We start from the raw sequence: 19256 nt of genomic DNA, 5'->3' as shown, positions 1-19256 counted from the left end.
TTGTATGAAAGAATGGGATTCATAAACATCGAGAAATAAAATTAGGCCGTACACCGCTGTAAACCATTTAATTAAGAGCACCTACATCTGAGGGAGTGATCCATATTATACGCTCGGTTAAACATCTCAAGAAGGCTTTTATGATTTTATTAAGCTTAACGGTCGTTCTTTCTAGCAGTTTTTCTATGAATCGATTCATAGACGTGGCTGCCGCTGCCATCACCCCCACAACTGTCACGTTTACCACGAATGAAGCAACGGCGTGGAACGACGGTATTGCCGAAGACGGCGAGGGCGGATCTGCCAATATCGCAGGTATTAATATGCAGTTTTACAATATCAGCGATACGAGCGGCACAATTATTCCAGAAAAGCTGATACATGGGGATACTCAACAAAGTGACTCTTTCCATGCTTTGACTAGTTATGCTTCTAATATAGCTAGTGGTTGGAAAGGCATGGGCATGCAATCGTCTGACGGAGCCGAGTTTCGGTTAAAGGAATTCTTTTACTCTAATTGGGGCGGATCTGCTTCTATTACTGTAGTAGGCTATCGTAATGGAACGGAAGTGGGAAATACTTCATTTACTACAGATGAATTAGTGAATAATTACGATTCGAAAACAGTGATATTAGGATCAGCATTCTACAATGTTGATAAGGTGCTTCTATATTCAACAGGCCCAACCTGGCATGGTATTAATAATATTCAAATTGACGAACCAATCATCACTAATGCGGCTCCGCCAACTATTGGCACTCAGCCGACTGATAAGACCGTGAACGTGGGCGGCAGTGCAAGCCTAAGTGTCGCGGCTAGCGGCAGCGCGACGCTGAGCTACCAATGGTATAGCAATTCGACGAACAGCAACGTCGGCGGGTCGCTTATCGGCGGTGCGACTAGCGCTTCGTATTCGGCACCAACCTCCAGTGCGGGCACGACCTACTATTACGCAGTCGTAACGAATACAGACAGCAGTGCATCAGGCAATCAGACTGCTACGGCTACCAGCAATGCAGCTAAGGTTACCGTGAACGCTCTTACACATGCTGCAACTCCAACGATTAACACGCAGCCAACAGATAAAACTGTGAACGTCGGCGACAGCGCGAACCTCAGTGTCGCGGCTAGCAGCAGCGCGACGCTTAGCTATCAGTGGTACAGCAATTCGACGAACAGCAACGTCGGCGGGACTCTCGTTGGCGGTGCGACTAACGCTTCGTATTCAGCGCCAACTTCTAGTGCAGGCACGACTTACTACTATGTTGTCGTGACCAATACGGACAGCAGTGCTACAGGAAACCAGACTGCTACGGCTACCAGCAATGCAGCTAAGGTTACCGTGAACGCTCTTACACATGCTGCAACTCCAACGATTAACACGCAGCCAACTGATAAAACTGTGAACGTCGGCGACAGCGCAAACCTCAGTGTTGCGGCTAGCGGTGGCGCGGCGCTTAGCTATCAGTGGTACAGCAATTCGACGAACAGCAACGTCGGCGGGACACTCGTTGGCGGTGCGACTAACGCTTCGTATTCAGCACCAACTTCTAGTGTAGGTACGACTTACTACTATGTTGTCGTGACCAATACGGACAGTAGTGCTACAGGAAACCAGACTGCTATGGCTACCAGCAATGCAGCTAAGGTTACCGTGATTGCTCTTACTCATGCTGCAACTCCAACGATTAATACGCAGCCAACAGATAAAACTGTGAACGTCGGCGACAGCGCGAACCTCAGTGTTGCGGCTAGCGGTGGCGCGGCGCTTAGCTATCAGTGGTACAGCAATTCGACGAACAGCAACGTCGGCGGGACGCTGATCGGCAGTGCGACTAGCGCTTCGTATGCAGCACCAACTTCCAGTGCAGGCACTGCCTACTACTACGTTGTCATCACAAATACAGACAGTAGCGCGACGGGAAACCCAACCGCTACGGCTACCAGTAATGTTGCTACCGTAACTGTGAATGCGTTAACCAACGCTTCCACTCCTACTATCGATACAGAGCCAACGGATAAGACTGTGAACGTGGGCGACAGCGCGAACCTAAGTATTGCAGCTAGCGGCGACGCAACACTGAGCTACCAATGGTACAGTAATTCAAGCAACAGCACAGTTGGCGGGACGCCTATCGGCGGTGCGACTAGCGCTTCTTATTCAGCACCAACTTCTAGTGCGGGCACGACTTACTACTACGTTGTCATCACAAATACAGACAGTAGCGCGACGGGAAACCCAACCGCTACGGCTACCAGTAATGTTGCTACCGTAACTGTGAATGCGTTAACCAACGCTTCCACTCCTACTATCGATACTGAGCCAACGGATAAGACTGTGAACGTGGGCGACAACGCGAACCTAAGTATTGCAGCTAGCGGCGACGCGACGCTAAGCTACCAATGGTACAGCAATTTAACTAACAGCAACGTGGGCGGTACGCCTATCGGCGGTGCAACTAGCGCTTCGTACTCAGCACCAACTACTAGTGCAGGTACGACTTACTACTACGTTGTCATCACAAACACAGACAGCAGCGCTACGGGCAACCCAACCGCTACGGCTACCAGCAATTCAGCTGGTGTAACGGTTAATGTACTAATCGCACCTGATCAACCGCAAAATCTTATTGCCCTAGGCGGCGATCAACAAGTCACTTTGAATTGGAGCCCTTCAGCAGACGCGAGCTATTACGATATTTTTATAGCAAATGCTTCCGGGCAGTACAGCAATACGCCTATCGCAACAGTGACAGGCACTAGCACGATTGTGCAAAATCTAAGCAATGGCACAGCTTATTACTTTGTTGTAAAAGCAGGCGGTACAGGCGGCTTGAGCCTTCCTTCCAATGAAGCAAGCACGACTCCAGCCACCGTTGCCACAGCCCCAACGAACGTCACCGCAGCAGCAGGGAATGGGCAGGCAACTGTTTCCTTCACCGCCCCAGCAGACAACGGCGGGAGCTTAATAACAGCGTATCAAATAACCGTTTCTCCAGGAAACGCAACGGTTACCGGAACAGCTAGCCCAATCACCATTACTGGCTTAACAAATGGTACGAGCTACACTTTTATAGTCAAGGCGCTTAACGCTGCAGGCGAAAGCATGGCTTCCACTGCCTCTAACGCCGTCACGCCATTTACGACAACTAGCAATAGTGGCAGCGGTGGATCTTCACCTGCTGTACAGCCAACAGATTCGACAACTACCCGTAACGGTGTTGAAGTATGGATCAATGGTAAGGTTGAAAATATCGGCACTTCCATCACTAGTATCATCAACAACCGTTCCACCACAACCATTATAGTTGATCAAAAAAGTCTGGAGAAAAAGCTTGCAGAGGAAGGCAAGTTTGCCGTCGTCACGATTCCGGTAAGCAGCCAATCTGATGTGATCATCGGTGAAATCAATGGTCAGATGCTTAAAACGATGGAAGATTATCAAGCCACTCTTGAAATCAGAACAGATCGTGCATCCTACAAAATTCCCGTTTTGCAAATCAATAGCAGCTTTGTTTCCGCCCAGCTTGGCAACGCTCTATCTTTGCAGGACATAAAAATTCAAATTACAATATCCACGCCAACAACTGATATGAAAAATGTAGTAAACAATGCTGTGGCTAAAGAAGGACTCACGCTTGTCGCTCCTGCCATTGAGTTTACTGTCAAAGGCATCTACGGCAATAAAACCTTTGAGATTACCAAGTTCAACACTTATGTACAGCGCTCAATCGCTATTCCGAGCGGCATTGACCCGAACAAAATTACAACGGGAGTTGTCGTTGAACCAGATGGAACGGTGCGCCATGTGCCGACAAAGGTCGTCCAAGAAAATGGTGCCTATTTTGCACAAGTAAATAGCCTAACCAACAGTACGTATGCGATAGTCTGGCATCCCTTTGAGTTTAGCGATGTCACGCAGCATTGGGCGAAAAAGGCAGTCAACGATATGGGCTCGCGAATGATTATTGAAGGAAATGAAAATGGCCTCTTTAATCCCAATCGCGACATTTCTCGCGCAGAGTTTGCAGCCGTAATCGTCCGTGGACTAGGCTTGCGACTTGAAAACGGTGCGGCTTCATTTTCAGATGTATCCGCCTCGGATTGGTATAGCTCCGCCATTCATACCGCCTATGCCTATCATTTAATCGATGGATTTGAAGATGGTACGTTCCGTCCGAACGATAAAATTACACGGGAACAAGCGATGGTCATTATCGCTAAAGCCATGACGCTGACGAATTTGAAAGCCCAGCTTGCGAATGAGGCGGCAGCACAAACTCTGCTCCCTTATAAAGATGCAGCGAATGCTGCTGAATGGGCGAAAAATGGCATAGCCGACAGCGTGCTAGCAGGCATCGTATCCGGAAGAACCAGCGCCGAGCTGGCTCCTAAAGCTTTTATTACCAGAGCTGAGGTCGCTGCCATTATGCAAAGACTGCTGCAAAAATTGTATCTGATTCAATAATTAAAATTAGACTGACCAAAGGGGTTGCCATTCAAGTCATCCACGATGACTTAAGGGCAGCCCTTTTCTATTTTGCGGCACCGCTGGTTGTTGATCAGAAGATCTGTCCATTATAATTGAATGTATAAGCACTAAGCAGCTCGGCATTTATTGAGAAAGCAGGTTTCAGAGGATGAACGTACATGATCATATCGTGATATGGAATTACACCTATTGCAAACTGCTGGATGTTCGCCACATTGTTGTGAAAGCGGGAGAATCCACTCGCCCCTATAAAGCGCCTGCCAGCCTGTTTATTATGTGTATTCGTGGAAGCGCGCAGGTACAAGTTAACGGGGAATTGCACCCTTTTAATCGTTTTAAGATTTTGCATATCGGTAAAGGAGCAGCCATTGATTTTCAGGCTGGTGAGGACGGCTTTGAATATTATAGTGTTTATTATAAAGCGACGATTCCACTGCCTGCGCCGCAGCACATTGTTCAGCTTGCTGAACGGCTGCGCCCTTTTCACACGCTATATGAATTTGCGCCTGCCCATCCTGTCGTTTTATACCGCTGCTTGACCGACATGTACAAGGAATGGAACAAGGCGGAGGCGCTTGGACAGCTGCATGCCAAAAACCTGCTTTTCCAGTTCGCCCACGAACTATTGAATCAATTGAAAGTACAGGGCACTTATTCAGAAAAGCGTGATTTAGCCGCGCAAATCATTGCGATTATTCAGAAGCAATATGCCGAGCCCATCACTCTTGAGTCTTTATCAGAAAGCCTGAATTACAGCGTCCCTCATTTATCCTCCTATTTTAAAAGCCGGACGGGTGTTAGCCCCATTGATTATTTGATCAAAGTCCGTATCGACAGGGCGGCAGCTCTGCTGCTTGAAACCGATGCCACGCTAAGCGAAATAGCGGCTGGCGTCGGCTATCGCGACCCCTATTATTTAGGCAGGCTGTTTAAAAAATATAAAGGTGTCTCTCCCTCCCTATTCAGAGCGCAGCGTTCTGCAATTAAACCGGTAGAAGATTGTCCTTCTACAATCATGAGATCCTCCATTGCCCCTCCAAAAACGCTCCGCTATACTAATGTAGCTGATAACGATTATCAACGGAGCAAAGAGGGAGAGTCTATTATGTTTAGAGAATTAAAACCGTCCATGGCGGCGGTAATACTACTCAGCTTTATGCTGCTTCTCAACGCTTGCGGAACACAAGCGTCTAGCAATAATGCTGCTACTGGAGCAGCAAGCTCTACAGAACCGAGCAGTACGCCTCAAGCAACGGCTAGCCCCGCGCCTGAGCAAGAAGGAACCAAAATCGTATCGACCGTTATGGGTGATGTTGAAGTTCCGCTGCATCCGAAACGCGTAGTGGCTGGAGAATATTTAGGCAGCCTGCTGGCACTCGGTGTGATTCCGGTTGGAACCTCCACTCACCATCTTTCAAATCCTTATTTAAGCGATGCTTTAAAGGACGTAGAGGATCTGGGAGACGGGAACGGCAGTATAGAGAAAATTCTTTCGATAGAGCCAGATCTGATCATTATGGATGACATGTATACTGAAATGAATGATCAGCTAAGCAAAATCGCGCCAACTGTTATTATCCCTTATGCTTCGCTTAAATCGGTACATGAGGAAGTTTCCTATTTTGGCGAACTGCTGGGCAAGGAGCAGGAAGCAACCGCATGGCTTGCCGACTATGATAGCCGTATCGCAACAGCGAAACAAAAAGTGCTTGAGGTCATTCCGGCAGAAAGCACGTTCTCCGTCTTGGAATGGATCGGGAAAGACGTTTCGGCGGTCGGCGCCAACTATGGCAAAGGCGGACAGCCCATTTACAATGTATTTGGCTTTAAGCCTCCTGCTGAAGTAGCTGCTGAGATAGGCGATCCAGGCTGGGCAACCCTATCTAATGAGGTATTGCCTAAATATGCCGGGGATTATATCGTGCTCACGACCGACAGGCAGTCCATCGACGATCTCAAAGCAGACCCGATCTGGGGATCTCTTGACGCCGTCAAAAATAACCGGGTATTTATTTGGGGCAAAGAGCGTTCCTGGTACTGGGACCCGATCGCTATTCTGACCCAAACGGAGGAGCTTGCTGATTGGCTTGTAAGTACGAAATAATAAATAATGGAGCTAATGAAATGGACTAATGAGGTCAATGATTAGCTTCATAAAAAACAAGCAGTGATAGGCGCTTACGCCCGTCGCTGCTTGTTTTGAGTTATTCCCATATTTCTGAGTTTAATGTCACAAATTTATGGAAGTTCATATACCATTTGCCGTCAGAAGCTTGGACCACATCCTGTAGGTAATAGCTTGGATATACCTCCAGCGGATTATCTTTATCTAGCATTGTTGAGAAAATATATACTTTAGCTTTATTAGCCTCATAAGATATGATCGCTGCTTGATTTAACTTATACTCGAAATTATATCTGAATAGATCCTGACTATAATACTGCTCCAACTGCTCCTTGCTTGGACTCTTCTTCTCCAGCCAGTAGTCAGGAGGTAGCAGTGCAATTAGAGCTGCGGCATCTTTGTCATTCAATGCCTTTATATAAGCTTCTACTAAGGCATAAATGGCTGACTTATCGGTATTCGGCACCTCCACTTCCCTTTCTGGAAGCGACTCGTAATCCAAATACTCAATATTTGGCATGATTTTATGTATCGCCCATCCCATGTCATCTACACGTTTCATTTCAATATCCGCATGCACCATTCGATCCAGCAGCGTCTCCCCGCTCTTAGGTATAAACGCATCTACGTGTATGGTCACGAAACTTCCCCACGATTTCAACTCAAAACTTCTTAGCTCAGCAGCCTCACTAACTGTATAATAATGCGTTTCAAGGATGGAGCGAATCATTCTTAGATCGGCTTTCTTTGGCTTTCCCCACGCACTTTCGTATACCTCCGCGATATTTTTGTCTGGATAATAATCTGCATATAAATAATCAGTAGCATGAAATAAATGCCCCAGTACTAATGTATTTGCCCCAGATTCAATAATGGCAGGCGTTGCCCAGTCATATCTGAACATTCTTCCGTTTACGTAAGTCGTCCCACTATTCAAATCAATTTTAAAAAAGGCATCCTCTGATCTGGCCGTAATGATCTTCTTCGACTTATCATAGTTAAAAGTAAAGCCTAAAGCCTTCACGGCGCTGCGAAACTCGACGTACACCCGTCCTCCACGAATTATGGGGGCGTTAACGGGTTTAATTTCTTTACCCTGCACATAAAATTTTATCGGCTTCTCAACCGTGACCGCCGCTGCGGATACCGATGTTATAGACATCAGTATTAATGCTAGAACCAACAGCAGCATTACGCTGCATTTGGCTGCCTGCCTTCTCGCCATCTAATTATCCCTCCGTATATCCTTATAATATTGTAATTATCGGCATGAAATAGGATTTAATAGAGAGTGCAGCAACAGCTGCCTACTAAATAAAGCTGCCTTCAGCAAAACGCCGTTAGCAGCTTCTTTTTTTCAAATAAGGAGATTATGGTACCAATGCCGCGAGCACATCATCAATTTTGCTGCCGTCAGCAATCGGGCCGCTCTTCATCCACGTCTCAAAATTAACCTCATGAACGTTTCCGTTCGCAACAGCAGGAAGTATTTTCCACAACGCACTTTCTAGCAGCTCCTTCGCTTGCTCTTCTGCGCCTGTATCCACTGTGAGAAAAATATGATCAGCATCCAATTGCGGAATCATCTCCATCGCCAAGTTGACCACCTTCTCCTCCTTATCCAATACGAGCTCCTGAACCAGCTTGCTTGGCTTCAGCTTTAGCTCGTTGTACAAGACAGGTCCTGCATAACCCGGCCCTCCGTAAAGTCTAAGCGACTTGGCATGCACACGCAGTATCGCGACCGTCTCCTCGCCAATAGAAGCTTTAAGGACAGCCGCGGCTTCCTCCGCTTTTTTATCATACGAGGCAATGACCTCTTCCGCCTTCTCCTTCTTACCAAGCAAATCGCCAAGCGTCCGAATCGTTGAGCGCCAGTCTGCGCGCGCATCCGTAAAAGCGTACATCGGAGCAACTTTAGATAAATGTCCATACTGCTTCTCCTCATACACATTCGTCAAAATGAGATCCGGCTCCGCCTTTACAAAAGCCTCGACATCCCCTTCAACATCAATATCTTCTGCCGTAAGCCCCAAATAGTCTTGTCCGCTCCAGGAGCCAATTCGCGATTTACGGATTGGCGTAACGCCCAGTGCCGTTAATTCATCCTCTAAATAAATGCCGATGATTTTGCTCGGCTCAGCCGGAATCGTAATTTCATGCCCCATCTCATCTGTAACAACCCGCTCTGCTGCCGTACTCGTTTCGGTTGATACGGGCGCATTCTCTGTTCCAGCCTCTGCGGAGCCTGAGCCAGCTTCTGCTGCCCCGCATCCCGCAATCAAAATAATCAGCACCAGCAACATGCTGGGCAATAAGCCTGCCTTAAACATCTTTCCAACCACTCCCCGAATATAATGATAATCGTTATCACTATATTATTTTTTCATAGGTTTCCCAAGGACAAATCGAACTTTTTCATAGGATTTTTGTGTCCTGAGGGTGAGTAGCAAACAAATGCAGTGCTTCTGCTATTTTTAGCTTATCCATCTCCATGCCGCTGCTCATCCATGTAAAATAGTCGGCCTTATAGACTTGTCCATTTTGGACAGAAGCAAGCTTGGCCCACAACTCTCCTGCCATAATTCGCTCCGCTTCTTGTTCCATGCCCGGATCAATAACGATCAGCAAATGCTCGGCATCCAGCAAGGGCAGCTGAGCAGGCGCAAGTGTAGCCCACCATTTATCCCATGTCAGTTGCTGTACAAGCCTTGGCGGTTGCAAATTCAAATCGCGATATAATATTGGTCCGACAAAGCCCTGCTTAGGACCGCCATATAGGCGCATTTGTTGTGTATGAAATCGCAGCATCGCGACGCTTGCATGCCCTACACATTGGCTTAATTGCTCGCGAGCATATTTCACCTGTAGATCGAAGCTTTCAAGCAGCTTATCCGCAGCCTCCCGCCTTCCCAATAGTCCCGCAATTTTCAGCAAATCGGTCCCCCGATCTCTCCTCCAAGTAACAGGCACAGTTGGCGCAATACGGCTAAGCCGCAGCTCCTGATCAGGATGAATATAATCGCTGCACAAAATCAATTCCGGCTGCTGCTCCTCCAGCAGCTCCGCTTCACGTTCTCCGAATCCCATCTCCGCACTGCCCAAGTGGAGCGAACTATCCAAGCGCCCTCTCAGCGGATGGGCCGCATCGATCATGACTGCGGAGGGCACTACACCCAGCGCCAGCATGCAGTCGATAAACGGCGGGTAAAGGCAGGCGACCCGCAGGCGCGGCTGCTTCTGATAAGCGGTAGGCGAGCTGCCGAGCACATTTTTGAACACGCGGCTAAAATAATAAGGCTCTCCAAAGCCGGTATATTCGGCAATTTCACTCATTTTGTCCTCGCCTTTAATGAGCGCTTTTCTCGCATGATTGAGACGGATGCCTGTCCAATATTCCTGAGGCGTTTTGCCCAGCGCCTTCTTGAAGGCACGGGAATAATACGGCGCGCTCATGCCAGCCATTTCCGCCATTTTATCCCGCGATAGCGGCTCATGAAAGTTCCGCTCCATGTACCTTGCAGTCAGCAGCAGTGAATCACGCTGGCTCATGCCCTGCTTCTCCTCCACATCCTTCAACAGTCGATACAGCAGCTCCTGAAAATCAATGTGCAGGCGGAATCGCTCCAACTTGCCTTGAGTAAGGCGATTCACATACAGCACCTTCACCTGGTCAATAAGCTGCCTGACCGCACGCTTGGACAGCTCAGCATTATAGCAGTAAGCACTTGAATTGCCAGGCAGCGTATCATGTTCAAAAATTAGCTCATAAAAACCAATCGCCTCTTCATCCGCAGCAGTGACAACAAAATCCACTCCCTGCATGCTGATGCAAAAGCTGCCCCGTCTTATCGTTCGTTTGGCTTCTCCGCTGCCGTAATCCAGCAAGCCTTCACCGCTTGCAACGAGCAACAGGCTCCCGCCATTTCTATTACTCAACCGAATATGCTCGTCACCTTCCAAGCGTTCGTAATGAATATGTTTGATTCGTACATTCGCCGCAATGAGTGCCAACGCCATTTCCCTGCCCTGTTCCATATGCTTCACCTTGTATGCGTATTTGATAGGAGGTTGCCCTTCAACCATGTTACCTTCTATTTTAGCAGAAAGGCCAAAGTGCGGACGTGGCATTGACGTCGCTAAGGCTGTGCAGCATTCAATCGGAAGGAAGCAAAAAAAGCCCAGGAGGCAAGCTCCCGGACTTTCAGCATTATTTTCAAACTCAGGATCGATGATACCTGCTTATTTCTGCAGCTGGGCTACCTTCTCAATCATCTCATCAACCGCTTGCTCCGCCAAATAAGGGCCGAAGTTCCATTTATCGCGGGTTACGTTGATAATCCGATTATTTTTGATCGCAGGGATGGATTGGTATAGCGGCTCCTGGAACAGCTTATTCATGTCGACCAGTTCCTCGTCGGTCATTTGCGTGAAGAAATAGTCGGCTGGGCGATCCGCTAGCGATTCCATGGAAAGGGCGGCTCCGCCATCCGAATATTGCTTGAACTGCTCCGGCATTTGGTAGCCGAAATCCTCATAAATCAATTTGCCAAGCGTACCGCCTTCGCCTCCAAGAAACAGCTCTCCTTGGTAAAGAATAAAGGTGATAGCCGTTTCGCCCGGCGTCACTTTTACTTCAAGCTGATCGCGGACGCTTTGCAGCTTCGCTTCAAATTTCGTAATCCACGCTTCCGCCTCTTGCTTGCGGTTCATAATATCGCCCATGTCCCGCAGCGTATTGATGATATCTGGATCGCCGCCCCATGAGACAGCTACCGTTGGCGCGATCTTTTCAAACTGGGTGTACGCCGATGCGTCATGGTATTCCGGTAAAATAATCAAATCCGGCTCAAGCGCAGAAACGGCCTCGACATTGCCAAGCCCTTCACCAATGCTAGCAACGCCTGCCAGCTCTTCTGGATAATGATCAAGCACCGCCTGATCAACACCGACCGGCTGTATGCCAAGCGGCAGCAAATAGCCGCCATAGGTGATAACAACCACTTTGCTAGGGTTCGATGGAATTTCCACCTCACGTCCAAGTGCATCCTTATACATTCTTGTCGTTGCTGCTGGTGATTCTGCTGCTGTATCAGCCGTAGCAGTTGCACCTGACTGAGCATTGCTTCCTTGTGCGCTCTGCTGCGGCTCTGCAGCAGTACCGCCACATGCAGCGAGCAGCAGCGACAAGCTAAATAATAATGTAACGGCAAAAGATGGCTTAAAACCTAACTTCATTTCATTCACTCTCCAAGCGCTATATTGATAATGATTCTCGCTGTTACCAATATAGCTTTGTCCAGCTTGAGGGGCAATGTGCGATTCGGGCATCATTTTTGGACGAATTGAACCTATTGAGCCCAAATTAAGCTTTTTAAACTGTGTAGGAGTTACTCCTGTCAGCTTCTTAAACAGGCGGCTGAAATAATAAATATCGGTATAGCCCACCTTTTCAACAAGGCTGCGAATCGGCGTATCCGTCTCCGTGAGCAGATATTTGGCTCGATTGATCCGAGTTTGCATCAAATATTCCATGGGGCTGCAGCCGAATTTGCGCTTAAACACCCTTGCTAAATAATGCGTGCTGTAATGGAACTTCCCAGCCATCGTTTCCATCGTTACCGTTTTATGAAAATACTCGTGAATGTACTCAGCGATTTGCTCTGGTAAATCTGGTACTGTAGCTTCGGCTTTCACCATTTGCAGTTGGCGAAACTGTTCCACCACGAATTGATAGAAAATTCCCGTTACCTGCAGCCGATCAAGCTCCTCGCTACTTGCCCACAGCTGAGACATCTGCTCCAGCAACGACAGCAGCGACATAGCATGCATCACCTCAAAGGCATAGCGCCTCCCGAACACATCCTGCTGCTCTAAATCACCATGCCTTACTTGATTGCCTATCATGACCAGCGGTTTATACAAAATTAAATAATAGTCAAACGGCTCATCCCCACTCCATATGCTCAGGTTGGCGCCTTTTCCACTATGCAGCAAATAACCATTATCGCAAGGAGCTTCTAGCTCCTCCATTACTAGCCTCGCATTGCCTTGATTGGCATATACAAAAGCGTTTGCAGGAAGCCGATAGGCTAACCGCTTCTCTCCCGGCTTCATCGTAAGATGGCGAATATCCAGCACTTGAACAGGCCTTCGGTTCCATAATTGGATAGTATCCTGCCATTCCATAAAAACACCTCGAAACGAAAATAAATGCTGAACCTGCATCCTTTATTATAAAGGATAACATCCAAGCAGCAAGTACGTCAGCCCTATTGCTTTTCTTTTTGCCGCTCGGATTTTCAATAACTTAATATGGATTCGAAGCTCTATTTGAATCAATAATTTAGCAGACTGATCCATATTGGAACCCTCGATTTGTAAAGAAAGGATAGATATAAAGCTGATGATTTTTGTAAATAGACGAAAAGTAAGTAATTATCTAACGCATGTACATTATTAAGTGGATTATCCCGATAAATAATCTATATACATAATTCACTTGGGAGAAAGAAAAAAACCAAAGGAGACCATACGTATGTTTAAGCGAGTGGAGAATGAGCTGGAGCTGGCGATGTTTAATGGTGTTTGGACAACTGTCTGGAGGGAGAAAGGATTTGATCTTGAGTTTTCCGCTCAAGCACTTGAGCGACTTATGATTGTCACGATGGAGGGACATTATGTAGGCACGGCTGAGATTAAGCCGTACAGTGCTGCAAGCACGATTAACGAAGCCGGATTCTTTCAGGAGCACCCGGAGCTGATAGGCGCACAGGGAGAAATTGCGGAAATTGACAAAATAGCCTTATTAAAGCCGTATCGTGGGCAACAATACATATCTGAGCTGCTCTCCTCCCTTGTCTATACTGCGGAGGAACGGCAGATCAAATATTATGTTTCGTTGCTGGAGCCTGTATTTTTTAGGGCATTGCGGGTTACTTTCAAGGTGCCGTTAGAGAAGCTTGGAGAGAAGGTGTTTTATAAAGGAGATTATGTGGTTCCAATGGTATTAAATGTGGAGCAAATTTATTCGAATAAACAAAAATATAATTGGCTTTCCTATTCGCAGCAGGGCGTTTTCACTGCACATGCTAGCAACGCAGGAGTCTAGAACTGAATCGGCTTAGCTTTACAAATTATAAAAAGGTGGATTTACGTATGAAGAGAGTACTAACGGAGCTTGATAAGCGGAACCGATTGTTAATCAAAATTCTTTGGGGCGTGCTCTTTCTAGGAGTGGTCACGGATATTGTTATCGGTCTGGATAAAAATATGATTCTTTTTCTTGCCCTCGTTGGAGGTGGAACGAGTGCTATAGTCACTTTTATGACTTATAGAGGTATCCTTACAGACTATATTAAGTATATGGTTCCGTGCATTTTAACGATAGTTGTCTCCTTCCTTATCATTTCCGATCCGAATCCAGTCGTAAGCACTTATTTTATTGTTTATGTTAATCTCGCAATCATTACCTTGTACGCCGATTATCGGCCTATTATTTTCACAGGCATACTGGGAGCAGCGCTGAGCACTTATCTATTTATGAACCCCGTTCTTCAACCTAAGCTATTCCCAGGAGAATCGCTCGCCTATTTGTATTTGTATTTAATGTTTGCAACAGGGGCGCTAGCATTCTCGGCCAGCTTCACCCAGCGGCTGCAGAAGCAGGTAACAGACAAGCAGCGCGAGGCAGTAGCCTCCAAGGATATGGCGGAGGCGCTGCTTACCAAGCTGGAATCCTCGATTCTTGTGCTTACCGAATTCAGCAGCAGCCAGCAAGCGACGGTTCGTTCTACCGGAGAAATCTCCAAAGAGGTAACGACGACCTTCTCGGCCATGTCGGCTGCCATTGAGACCCAGACGGGAACCATTATGAATATTAGCGATACGACGCAGATGATAGACACGGCCGTCAAGCGCTTGCTTGATGGAACGGAATTGCTGCGACAATATTCTGCAGACAATGCCGCGTTGACCGTGGAAAATCGGGATCAAATGGCTGCACTATCAGAAGAGATTGAGCGTGTTAGAGCGATCATCCTGCATACAGTCGACATGATGAACCAGCTTAATGAGCAAAATGATCGCGTAAGCTCGATTGTCGGAACGATCAGCGATATTGCAGAGCAAACGAATCTACTGGCGCTTAATGCCGCCATTGAAGCAGCACGGGCAGGCGAGCATGGCAAAGGTTTTGCAGTCGTATCCGACGAGGTACGAAAGCTTGCCGATAGTTCAAGAGCTGCGACACATGAAATTACGACGATTTTATCCGGTATTCGTTCGCAAATCAGCGCTGTTCACCTGCAGGTAACAAGCGGACAAGCAGCAGTGACAACCAGCAGGGATGTTTCACGTCAGGTACAGCAGCTTATTGATCGCATCAGCGAAAATATGGAGCTCGTGAGGCAGCACTCTGATACAGTAGGCAGTTCTGCGGGTGATCTGCATGAGCGTTATGCAAGCATGGTCGATGAGATGGTCAATATTGCTGCTACGACTGAACAGAACATGGCTTCCGTTGAAGAGGTTCATGCTAGTATGGAGACGCAGGATGTGAAGATCCATACGATGGTGCAGGAGTACGGTCAGTTGGACCAGTTGTTGTCAGAGCTCAAGGCGATGGTAGCAAAGCAGTAGCATGAAATAAGAAATACCCGGAATAGTGTAGGCAAAGCCGATGCTTCGGCTTCTGCCCACTTTACCCAACGGAGCACTCTCCCTTCTTACGCGTCTTCTTCCCGAACACCAAGCGCCAGATTTTTTTCTCTGAACTTGCTATTATGCGAGGAAACATAAGCAACCTCGTCGGCTTTTGGCTCCATATACAGCTTGGCGCTGTTCACGGCAAAGGCCGCATCGGTAAACGCTCCGGCAATTAAATAAAGCTTTGATTCGTAATCTACAAAATCTCCGGCAGCAAAAACACCCGGTATATTCGTAGCCAGCTTGCTGCTTACCTTTACTCTACGAACGCCAATATCCAATCCCCATTCACGAATAGCTCCACAATCACTCTTCAAGCCATGATTTACAATTACGGCATCAACGTCCAGCGTTTCTGTCTCTCCGCTCTCCACCTGACTGATAGTCACCTGATGGATTGCTTTACCATCCTTGCTATGCAGCTGAGTAACCGCATATGGCGTTTTAACATTAACCGTGGACTGTCTCATCCGTACAACATTTTTCTCATGTCCGCCAAATTGCTCGCGACGGTGTATAATCGTAACGCTGGCCGCCAGCGGCTCCAGCTCATTTGCCCAGTCTACCGCCGAGTCCCCGCCGCCGGATATCAGAACATGCTTGCCGCGAAACGGTTCAAGCTCCTGCACCGTGTAATGGAGATTGCTCACCTCATAACGATCTGCTCCTTCAATCTCAAGCTTCGACATTTTCAGAATGCCGTAGCCGATCGTGAGAATGACCGTTTTCGTCCAATGCGTCTCTCCCGATTCCGCTGTAAGGAGAAAGGTTCCGTCCTCCAATCGATCCAGACCGACAATCTGCTGTCCAAATACAAGGGTCGGATCGAAAGTCCGCGCTTGCTGTGCCAGCTGCGCAATCAATTGCCTGCATAGGATCGGCGTCACGCCGCCAACATCCCAAATCATTTTTTCCGGATATATCAGCATCGTGCCACCAAGCTCTTCCTTGGCTTCAATCAGCTTCGTCTTCATATCGCGCATTCCGCTATAGAAGGCCGCGTACATGCCAGCCGGGCCCCCGCCGATTATCGTTACATCGTATAACTCTGTGGATTGTGTCACTCTGCTTCCTCCAATCTAGGACTTCGATTTCTCGATCAGCCAATTTGCCAGCTCTTCAACCTGAGACAGCATCGCGATCGGATCTTGGAACCATGATTGATCCTCTGTCCATAGAAACACACGATCATTTTTTATCGCATCCAATTGGCTCCATAACGGATTAGACTTGTATTCATCCAATGCTTTCGGACTGGTCAAGACAACATAATCACCAGCGAAATCGCCCAGCTTTTCCAGCGAAATCGGGTAATATTTCTCCTTCATAATCTCTTTAGTAAGTCCTACTGGCGGATTGAGCCCCAGTGCCTCATAGATTGCACGTCCGCCCCGGCCAGAAATATTACCGAAGACGTAAATCGATTTATCCTGATCTTCAAGCACGCTAACCGTCGCATCCTCAGGAAGCGCCTGTTTCACCTTCGCTTTAGCGGCAGCTATACGAGTATCGTAATCGTCCAGCCAAGCGGTTGCTTTTTCCTGAACGCCAAGCAGCTCGCCGAAATAGTTTATTTCCTCATGAACATTGTTGAATTTATTATAGGGAACACTAACTGTTGGAGCTATTTTACTTAACAATTCATATTTCTTTTGATCACCTGTCAATGTGATAATCAGATCGGGCTCCATTTCCATAACCTTTTCAATGGAATCCCCCACATTTTCAACACCATCGATCTTATCCTTTAAATACGGGTTTTGCATAAGCCACTCGGATGAACCGATCGGATTCGCACCTAAAGCGACGAGAGATCCCAGATAGTCTATCGCTACGATTCGTTTAGGATTTACTGGTATCGTAACATCCCCGAACACGGTGGATACCGTTTTAGTTGTTTCCGTTGGTGCTGAGCTCGCTTGATTTGTGCTGCCTTGCTGGCCATCAGCGGCTCCTCCTTGAGCAGCATCTGCTGGCTGTACGTTCGCCGATTGGCTTCCCCCGTTTGCTGTTGCCGTCGTCGTATTCGTGCCTCCTGTGCCGCAAGCGCTTAGCAGCAGCATGAGACATAGCAATAAAGTTGCTGTCATAGATGTTTTCGTACCTCTGTACAACGTAAAATCCCCCTCTGGTTTATATTGATAATGATTTTCATACTCATCACCAATATATCGTTGAGCGACACGTTTCACAATGGAGGATGTTAACGATTTTTTTGCAGAATATTGTATCTTGCCGCCGGCAAGCTTGCGTTTTTTGTACTGGCCGGGAGCTACGCCCACATGCTTTTTAAACATCCGATTGAAATAAAACATATCGGGATAGCCCACAGAAGCGGCAACCTCCTGCAAGGTAGCATCCGACGTCAACAGCAGTTCCTGCGCTTTGTCCATTCTTAGCATGATGAGAAAGTTGATTGGACTGTTTCCCGTCTGCTCCTTAAACTTTCTGGATATATATTGCGGACTATAATTTAGCAGCTGCGCCAGCGACTCAATCGTAATATTGTGCTGATAATTGTCCGTCATATAACGAATGGCTTGCTCCGATAAATCTGGACTGTCCGTCTCCAAGCCCTGCCGTTGTATTTGCCACAGCAATTCATACACAAATTGATAAAACAGCGATTTGGCATGCAGCTTTTCCAGCGTATTCAGCCTGCTCCATTCACGATGCATCCGCTTTACCTTGTCCAGCAATTCAACCGGATATTGCGGTGTAAAATCATATTGCTGTTGGAACGGATTTTCCCGCTCCATAAGAAGCTGCAGCTCGCGCCGGAAAGGTGGCACTAATGACGCTTTATACAAAATTAAATAATATTCAAATACATCCTCGGCTTCGATCTCCAGCCGGGCTCCTTTGCCGCCATGCAGCACATGAAACCGCCGAACCATGCTCATATGGCCATCCAATGAAACCTTTGCACTGCCTCGCGCCGTCAACAAGAACGCACTCGCGGGCAAGTCATAAGCCGGCAGCTTCTCATTAAATTCCATCCTGATATGACGAACATCCATCATTCGAACTAACGCGTGGTTCCATAACAAGATATGATCTTCTATACTCATCGCACCGTTTCAATTCCTCTCCTCAGTTTCCCGTATGCTGGATCGCTCTACGAGATAACTGTCGCAACAACTCCCTCTATTATAAATGATAATGATTCTCTCTCATAGATTATAAGTTTTCAACCACGACGGTACTGCCAAAATCTTCACTAAACAGCAGCTCAATTAATTTTGCCGCCGTGTATTCAGGTGTCTGCAGCTTGCCTTCTTCCGCGATTTGAATGAATTGATCAACGTAGGGAAAATCCGCTTTGGATAATGAACGCATCTCCGCTTGCATTTGGGTATCGATCATCCCCGGATAGACGGACACGACCTTGGCTGGAAATGGCTGAACCGACTGCTCCAAGCTCACACTTTTTGAAAAAGAATCCAGACCCGCTTTCGAAGTGCTGTAACAGCTTTGCGAAGGCAGCAAATAGCGGGCAGATCCAGAGGAAATATTCATAATCCGCTTATCCACTTGGTACTGCTGGGCAAACTTGAGGAAATTAGCCGTTATAATCATCGGAGCCAGCAAATTAATGTTCACATTTTCAATGATGCTTTGAGCTGGATTTTGTTCAATGGGCGCCACCGGAGCTAGCATTCCCGCATTATTAATTAAATAGAGGCCTGTGATTTCTGTATCCTGCGGAATCATGCTGAATAGCACCGTAAACATATGCTCAATATGCAGCAGATGATTCAAATCGAAAGGATAATAGGTCATGCTCGTCTTTTTCTGAATCGACCGCTCAATTAGCTGTTCATTTTCCGCCCGCGATAGGCAAAATAAATGATGATCCTCTGCCAACAGCTGATTAGCAAGTTCCTCGCCAATGCCTCTAGATGTGCCCGTAATGAAAAAAACTTTCATTC

Annotated in this window: 11 protein-coding genes; 4 read left to right on the top strand and 7 right to left on the bottom strand. The window is 47.3% G+C overall.

Annotated features, from left to right (window positions below):
• Positions 1-185 precede the first annotated feature (185 nt).
• Together AC6B99_RS00150 and AC6B99_RS00145 are read left to right on the top strand one after the other, a co-directional pair.
• Positions 186-4469 carry an S-layer homology domain-containing protein gene (locus tag AC6B99_RS00150; protein WP_496662466.1) on the top strand — a complete coding sequence of 1428 codons (4284 nt, stop codon included), beginning with the start codon at positions 186-188 and terminating at the stop codon, positions 4467-4469.
• 172 nt (positions 4470-4641) lie between these two features.
• Positions 4642-6597 carry an ABC transporter substrate-binding protein gene (locus AC6B99_RS00145; RefSeq protein ID WP_496662465.1) on the top strand — a complete coding sequence of 652 codons (1956 nt, stop codon included), beginning with the start codon at positions 4642-4644 and terminating at the stop codon, positions 6595-6597.
• A gap of 100 nt (positions 6598-6697) precedes the next feature.
• Here the strand turns inward: AC6B99_RS00145 and AC6B99_RS00140 are convergent, their stop codons facing one another.
• The 4 genes from AC6B99_RS00140 to AC6B99_RS00125 form a co-directional block, all read right to left on the bottom strand.
• Positions 6698-7843, bottom strand: a complete 1146-nt coding sequence (locus tag AC6B99_RS00140; protein ID WP_496662464.1) for a stalk domain-containing protein — start codon at positions 7841-7843, stop codon at positions 6698-6700.
• 145 nt (positions 7844-7988) lie between these two features.
• A complete protein-coding gene (locus tag AC6B99_RS00135) occupies positions 7989-8951 on the bottom strand; it encodes an ABC transporter substrate-binding protein (protein WP_496662463.1) in 963 nt (320 codons plus the stop codon).
• An 85-nt stretch (positions 8952-9036) separates the two neighbouring features.
• The gene (locus AC6B99_RS00130) at positions 9037-10656 is read right to left on the bottom strand and encodes a helix-turn-helix domain-containing protein (protein WP_496662462.1); all 1620 of its coding nucleotides are present in this window, start codon (positions 10654-10656) and stop codon (positions 9037-9039) included.
• 204 nt (positions 10657-10860) lie between these two features.
• Positions 10861-12807, bottom strand: a complete 1947-nt coding sequence (locus AC6B99_RS00125; RefSeq protein ID WP_496662461.1) for an ABC transporter substrate-binding protein — start codon at positions 12805-12807, stop codon at positions 10861-10863.
• Between the two features lie 349 nt (positions 12808-13156).
• Here AC6B99_RS00125 and AC6B99_RS00120 point away from each other — a divergent pair, with 349 nt between their 5' ends.
• Together AC6B99_RS00120 and AC6B99_RS00115 are read left to right on the top strand one after the other, a co-directional pair.
• A complete protein-coding gene (locus AC6B99_RS00120; RefSeq protein ID WP_056031359.1) occupies positions 13157-13729 on the top strand; it encodes a GNAT family N-acetyltransferase in 573 nt (190 codons plus the stop codon).
• Positions 13730-13776: 47 nt separating this feature from the next.
• Positions 13777-15258 carry a methyl-accepting chemotaxis protein gene (locus tag AC6B99_RS00115; RefSeq protein ID WP_056031362.1) on the top strand — a complete coding sequence of 494 codons (1482 nt, stop codon included), beginning with the start codon at positions 13777-13779 and terminating at the stop codon, positions 15256-15258.
• 86 nt (positions 15259-15344) lie between these two features.
• Here the strand turns inward: AC6B99_RS00115 and AC6B99_RS00110 are convergent, their stop codons facing one another.
• From AC6B99_RS00110 to AC6B99_RS00100, 3 genes are all read right to left on the bottom strand, one after another.
• Complete coding sequence (locus AC6B99_RS00110; protein ID WP_494865418.1) at positions 15345-16388, bottom strand: FAD-dependent oxidoreductase; 1044 nt, start codon at positions 16386-16388, stop codon at positions 15345-15347.
• A gap of 15 nt (positions 16389-16403) precedes the next feature.
• Entirely contained in the window at positions 16404-18374 is a 1971-nt protein-coding gene (locus tag AC6B99_RS00105) for an AraC family transcriptional regulator (RefSeq protein WP_235533065.1), read from the bottom strand.
• Positions 18375-18504: 130 nt separating this feature from the next.
• A complete protein-coding gene (locus AC6B99_RS00100; RefSeq protein ID WP_056031371.1) occupies positions 18505-19254 on the bottom strand; it encodes a (S)-benzoin forming benzil reductase in 750 nt (249 codons plus the stop codon).
• Positions 19255-19256: the final 2 nt, after the last annotated feature.

Source organism: Paenibacillus liaoningensis (genome assembly GCF_059609455.1).
The sequence above is the reverse complement of the archived record's forward strand: the minus strand, read 5'-3'. Positions and strand labels throughout refer to the sequence as shown.

Excerpts from the sequence above, each read along its gene's own strand:
- AC6B99_RS00135 (WP_496662463.1), bottom strand. The coding sequence starts at position 8,951 with ATGTTTAAGGCAGGCTTATTGCCCAGCATGTTGCTGGTGCTGATTATT.
- AC6B99_RS00150 (WP_496662466.1), top strand. The coding sequence starts at position 186 with ATGAATCGATTCATAGACGTGGCTGCCGCTGCCATCACCCCCACAACT.
- AC6B99_RS00130 (WP_496662462.1), bottom strand. The coding sequence starts at position 10,656 with ATGGAACAGGGCAGGGAAATGGCGTTGGCACTCATTGCGGCGAATGTA.
- AC6B99_RS00125 (WP_496662461.1), bottom strand. The coding sequence starts at position 12,807 with ATGGAATGGCAGGATACTATCCAATTATGGAACCGAAGGCCTGTTCAA.
- AC6B99_RS00115 (WP_056031362.1), top strand. The coding sequence starts at position 13,777 with ATGAAGAGAGTACTAACGGAGCTTGATAAGCGGAACCGATTGTTAATC.
- AC6B99_RS00120 (WP_056031359.1), top strand. The coding sequence starts at position 13,157 with ATGTTTAAGCGAGTGGAGAATGAGCTGGAGCTGGCGATGTTTAATGGT.
- AC6B99_RS00145 (WP_496662465.1), top strand. The coding sequence starts at position 4,642 with ATGAACGTACATGATCATATCGTGATATGGAATTACACCTATTGCAAA.
- AC6B99_RS00140 (WP_496662464.1), bottom strand. The coding sequence starts at position 7,843 with ATGGCGAGAAGGCAGGCAGCCAAATGCAGCGTAATGCTGCTGTTGGTT.
- AC6B99_RS00100 (WP_056031371.1), bottom strand. The coding sequence starts at position 19,254 with ATGAAAGTTTTTTTCATTACGGGCACATCTAGAGGCATTGGCGAGGAA.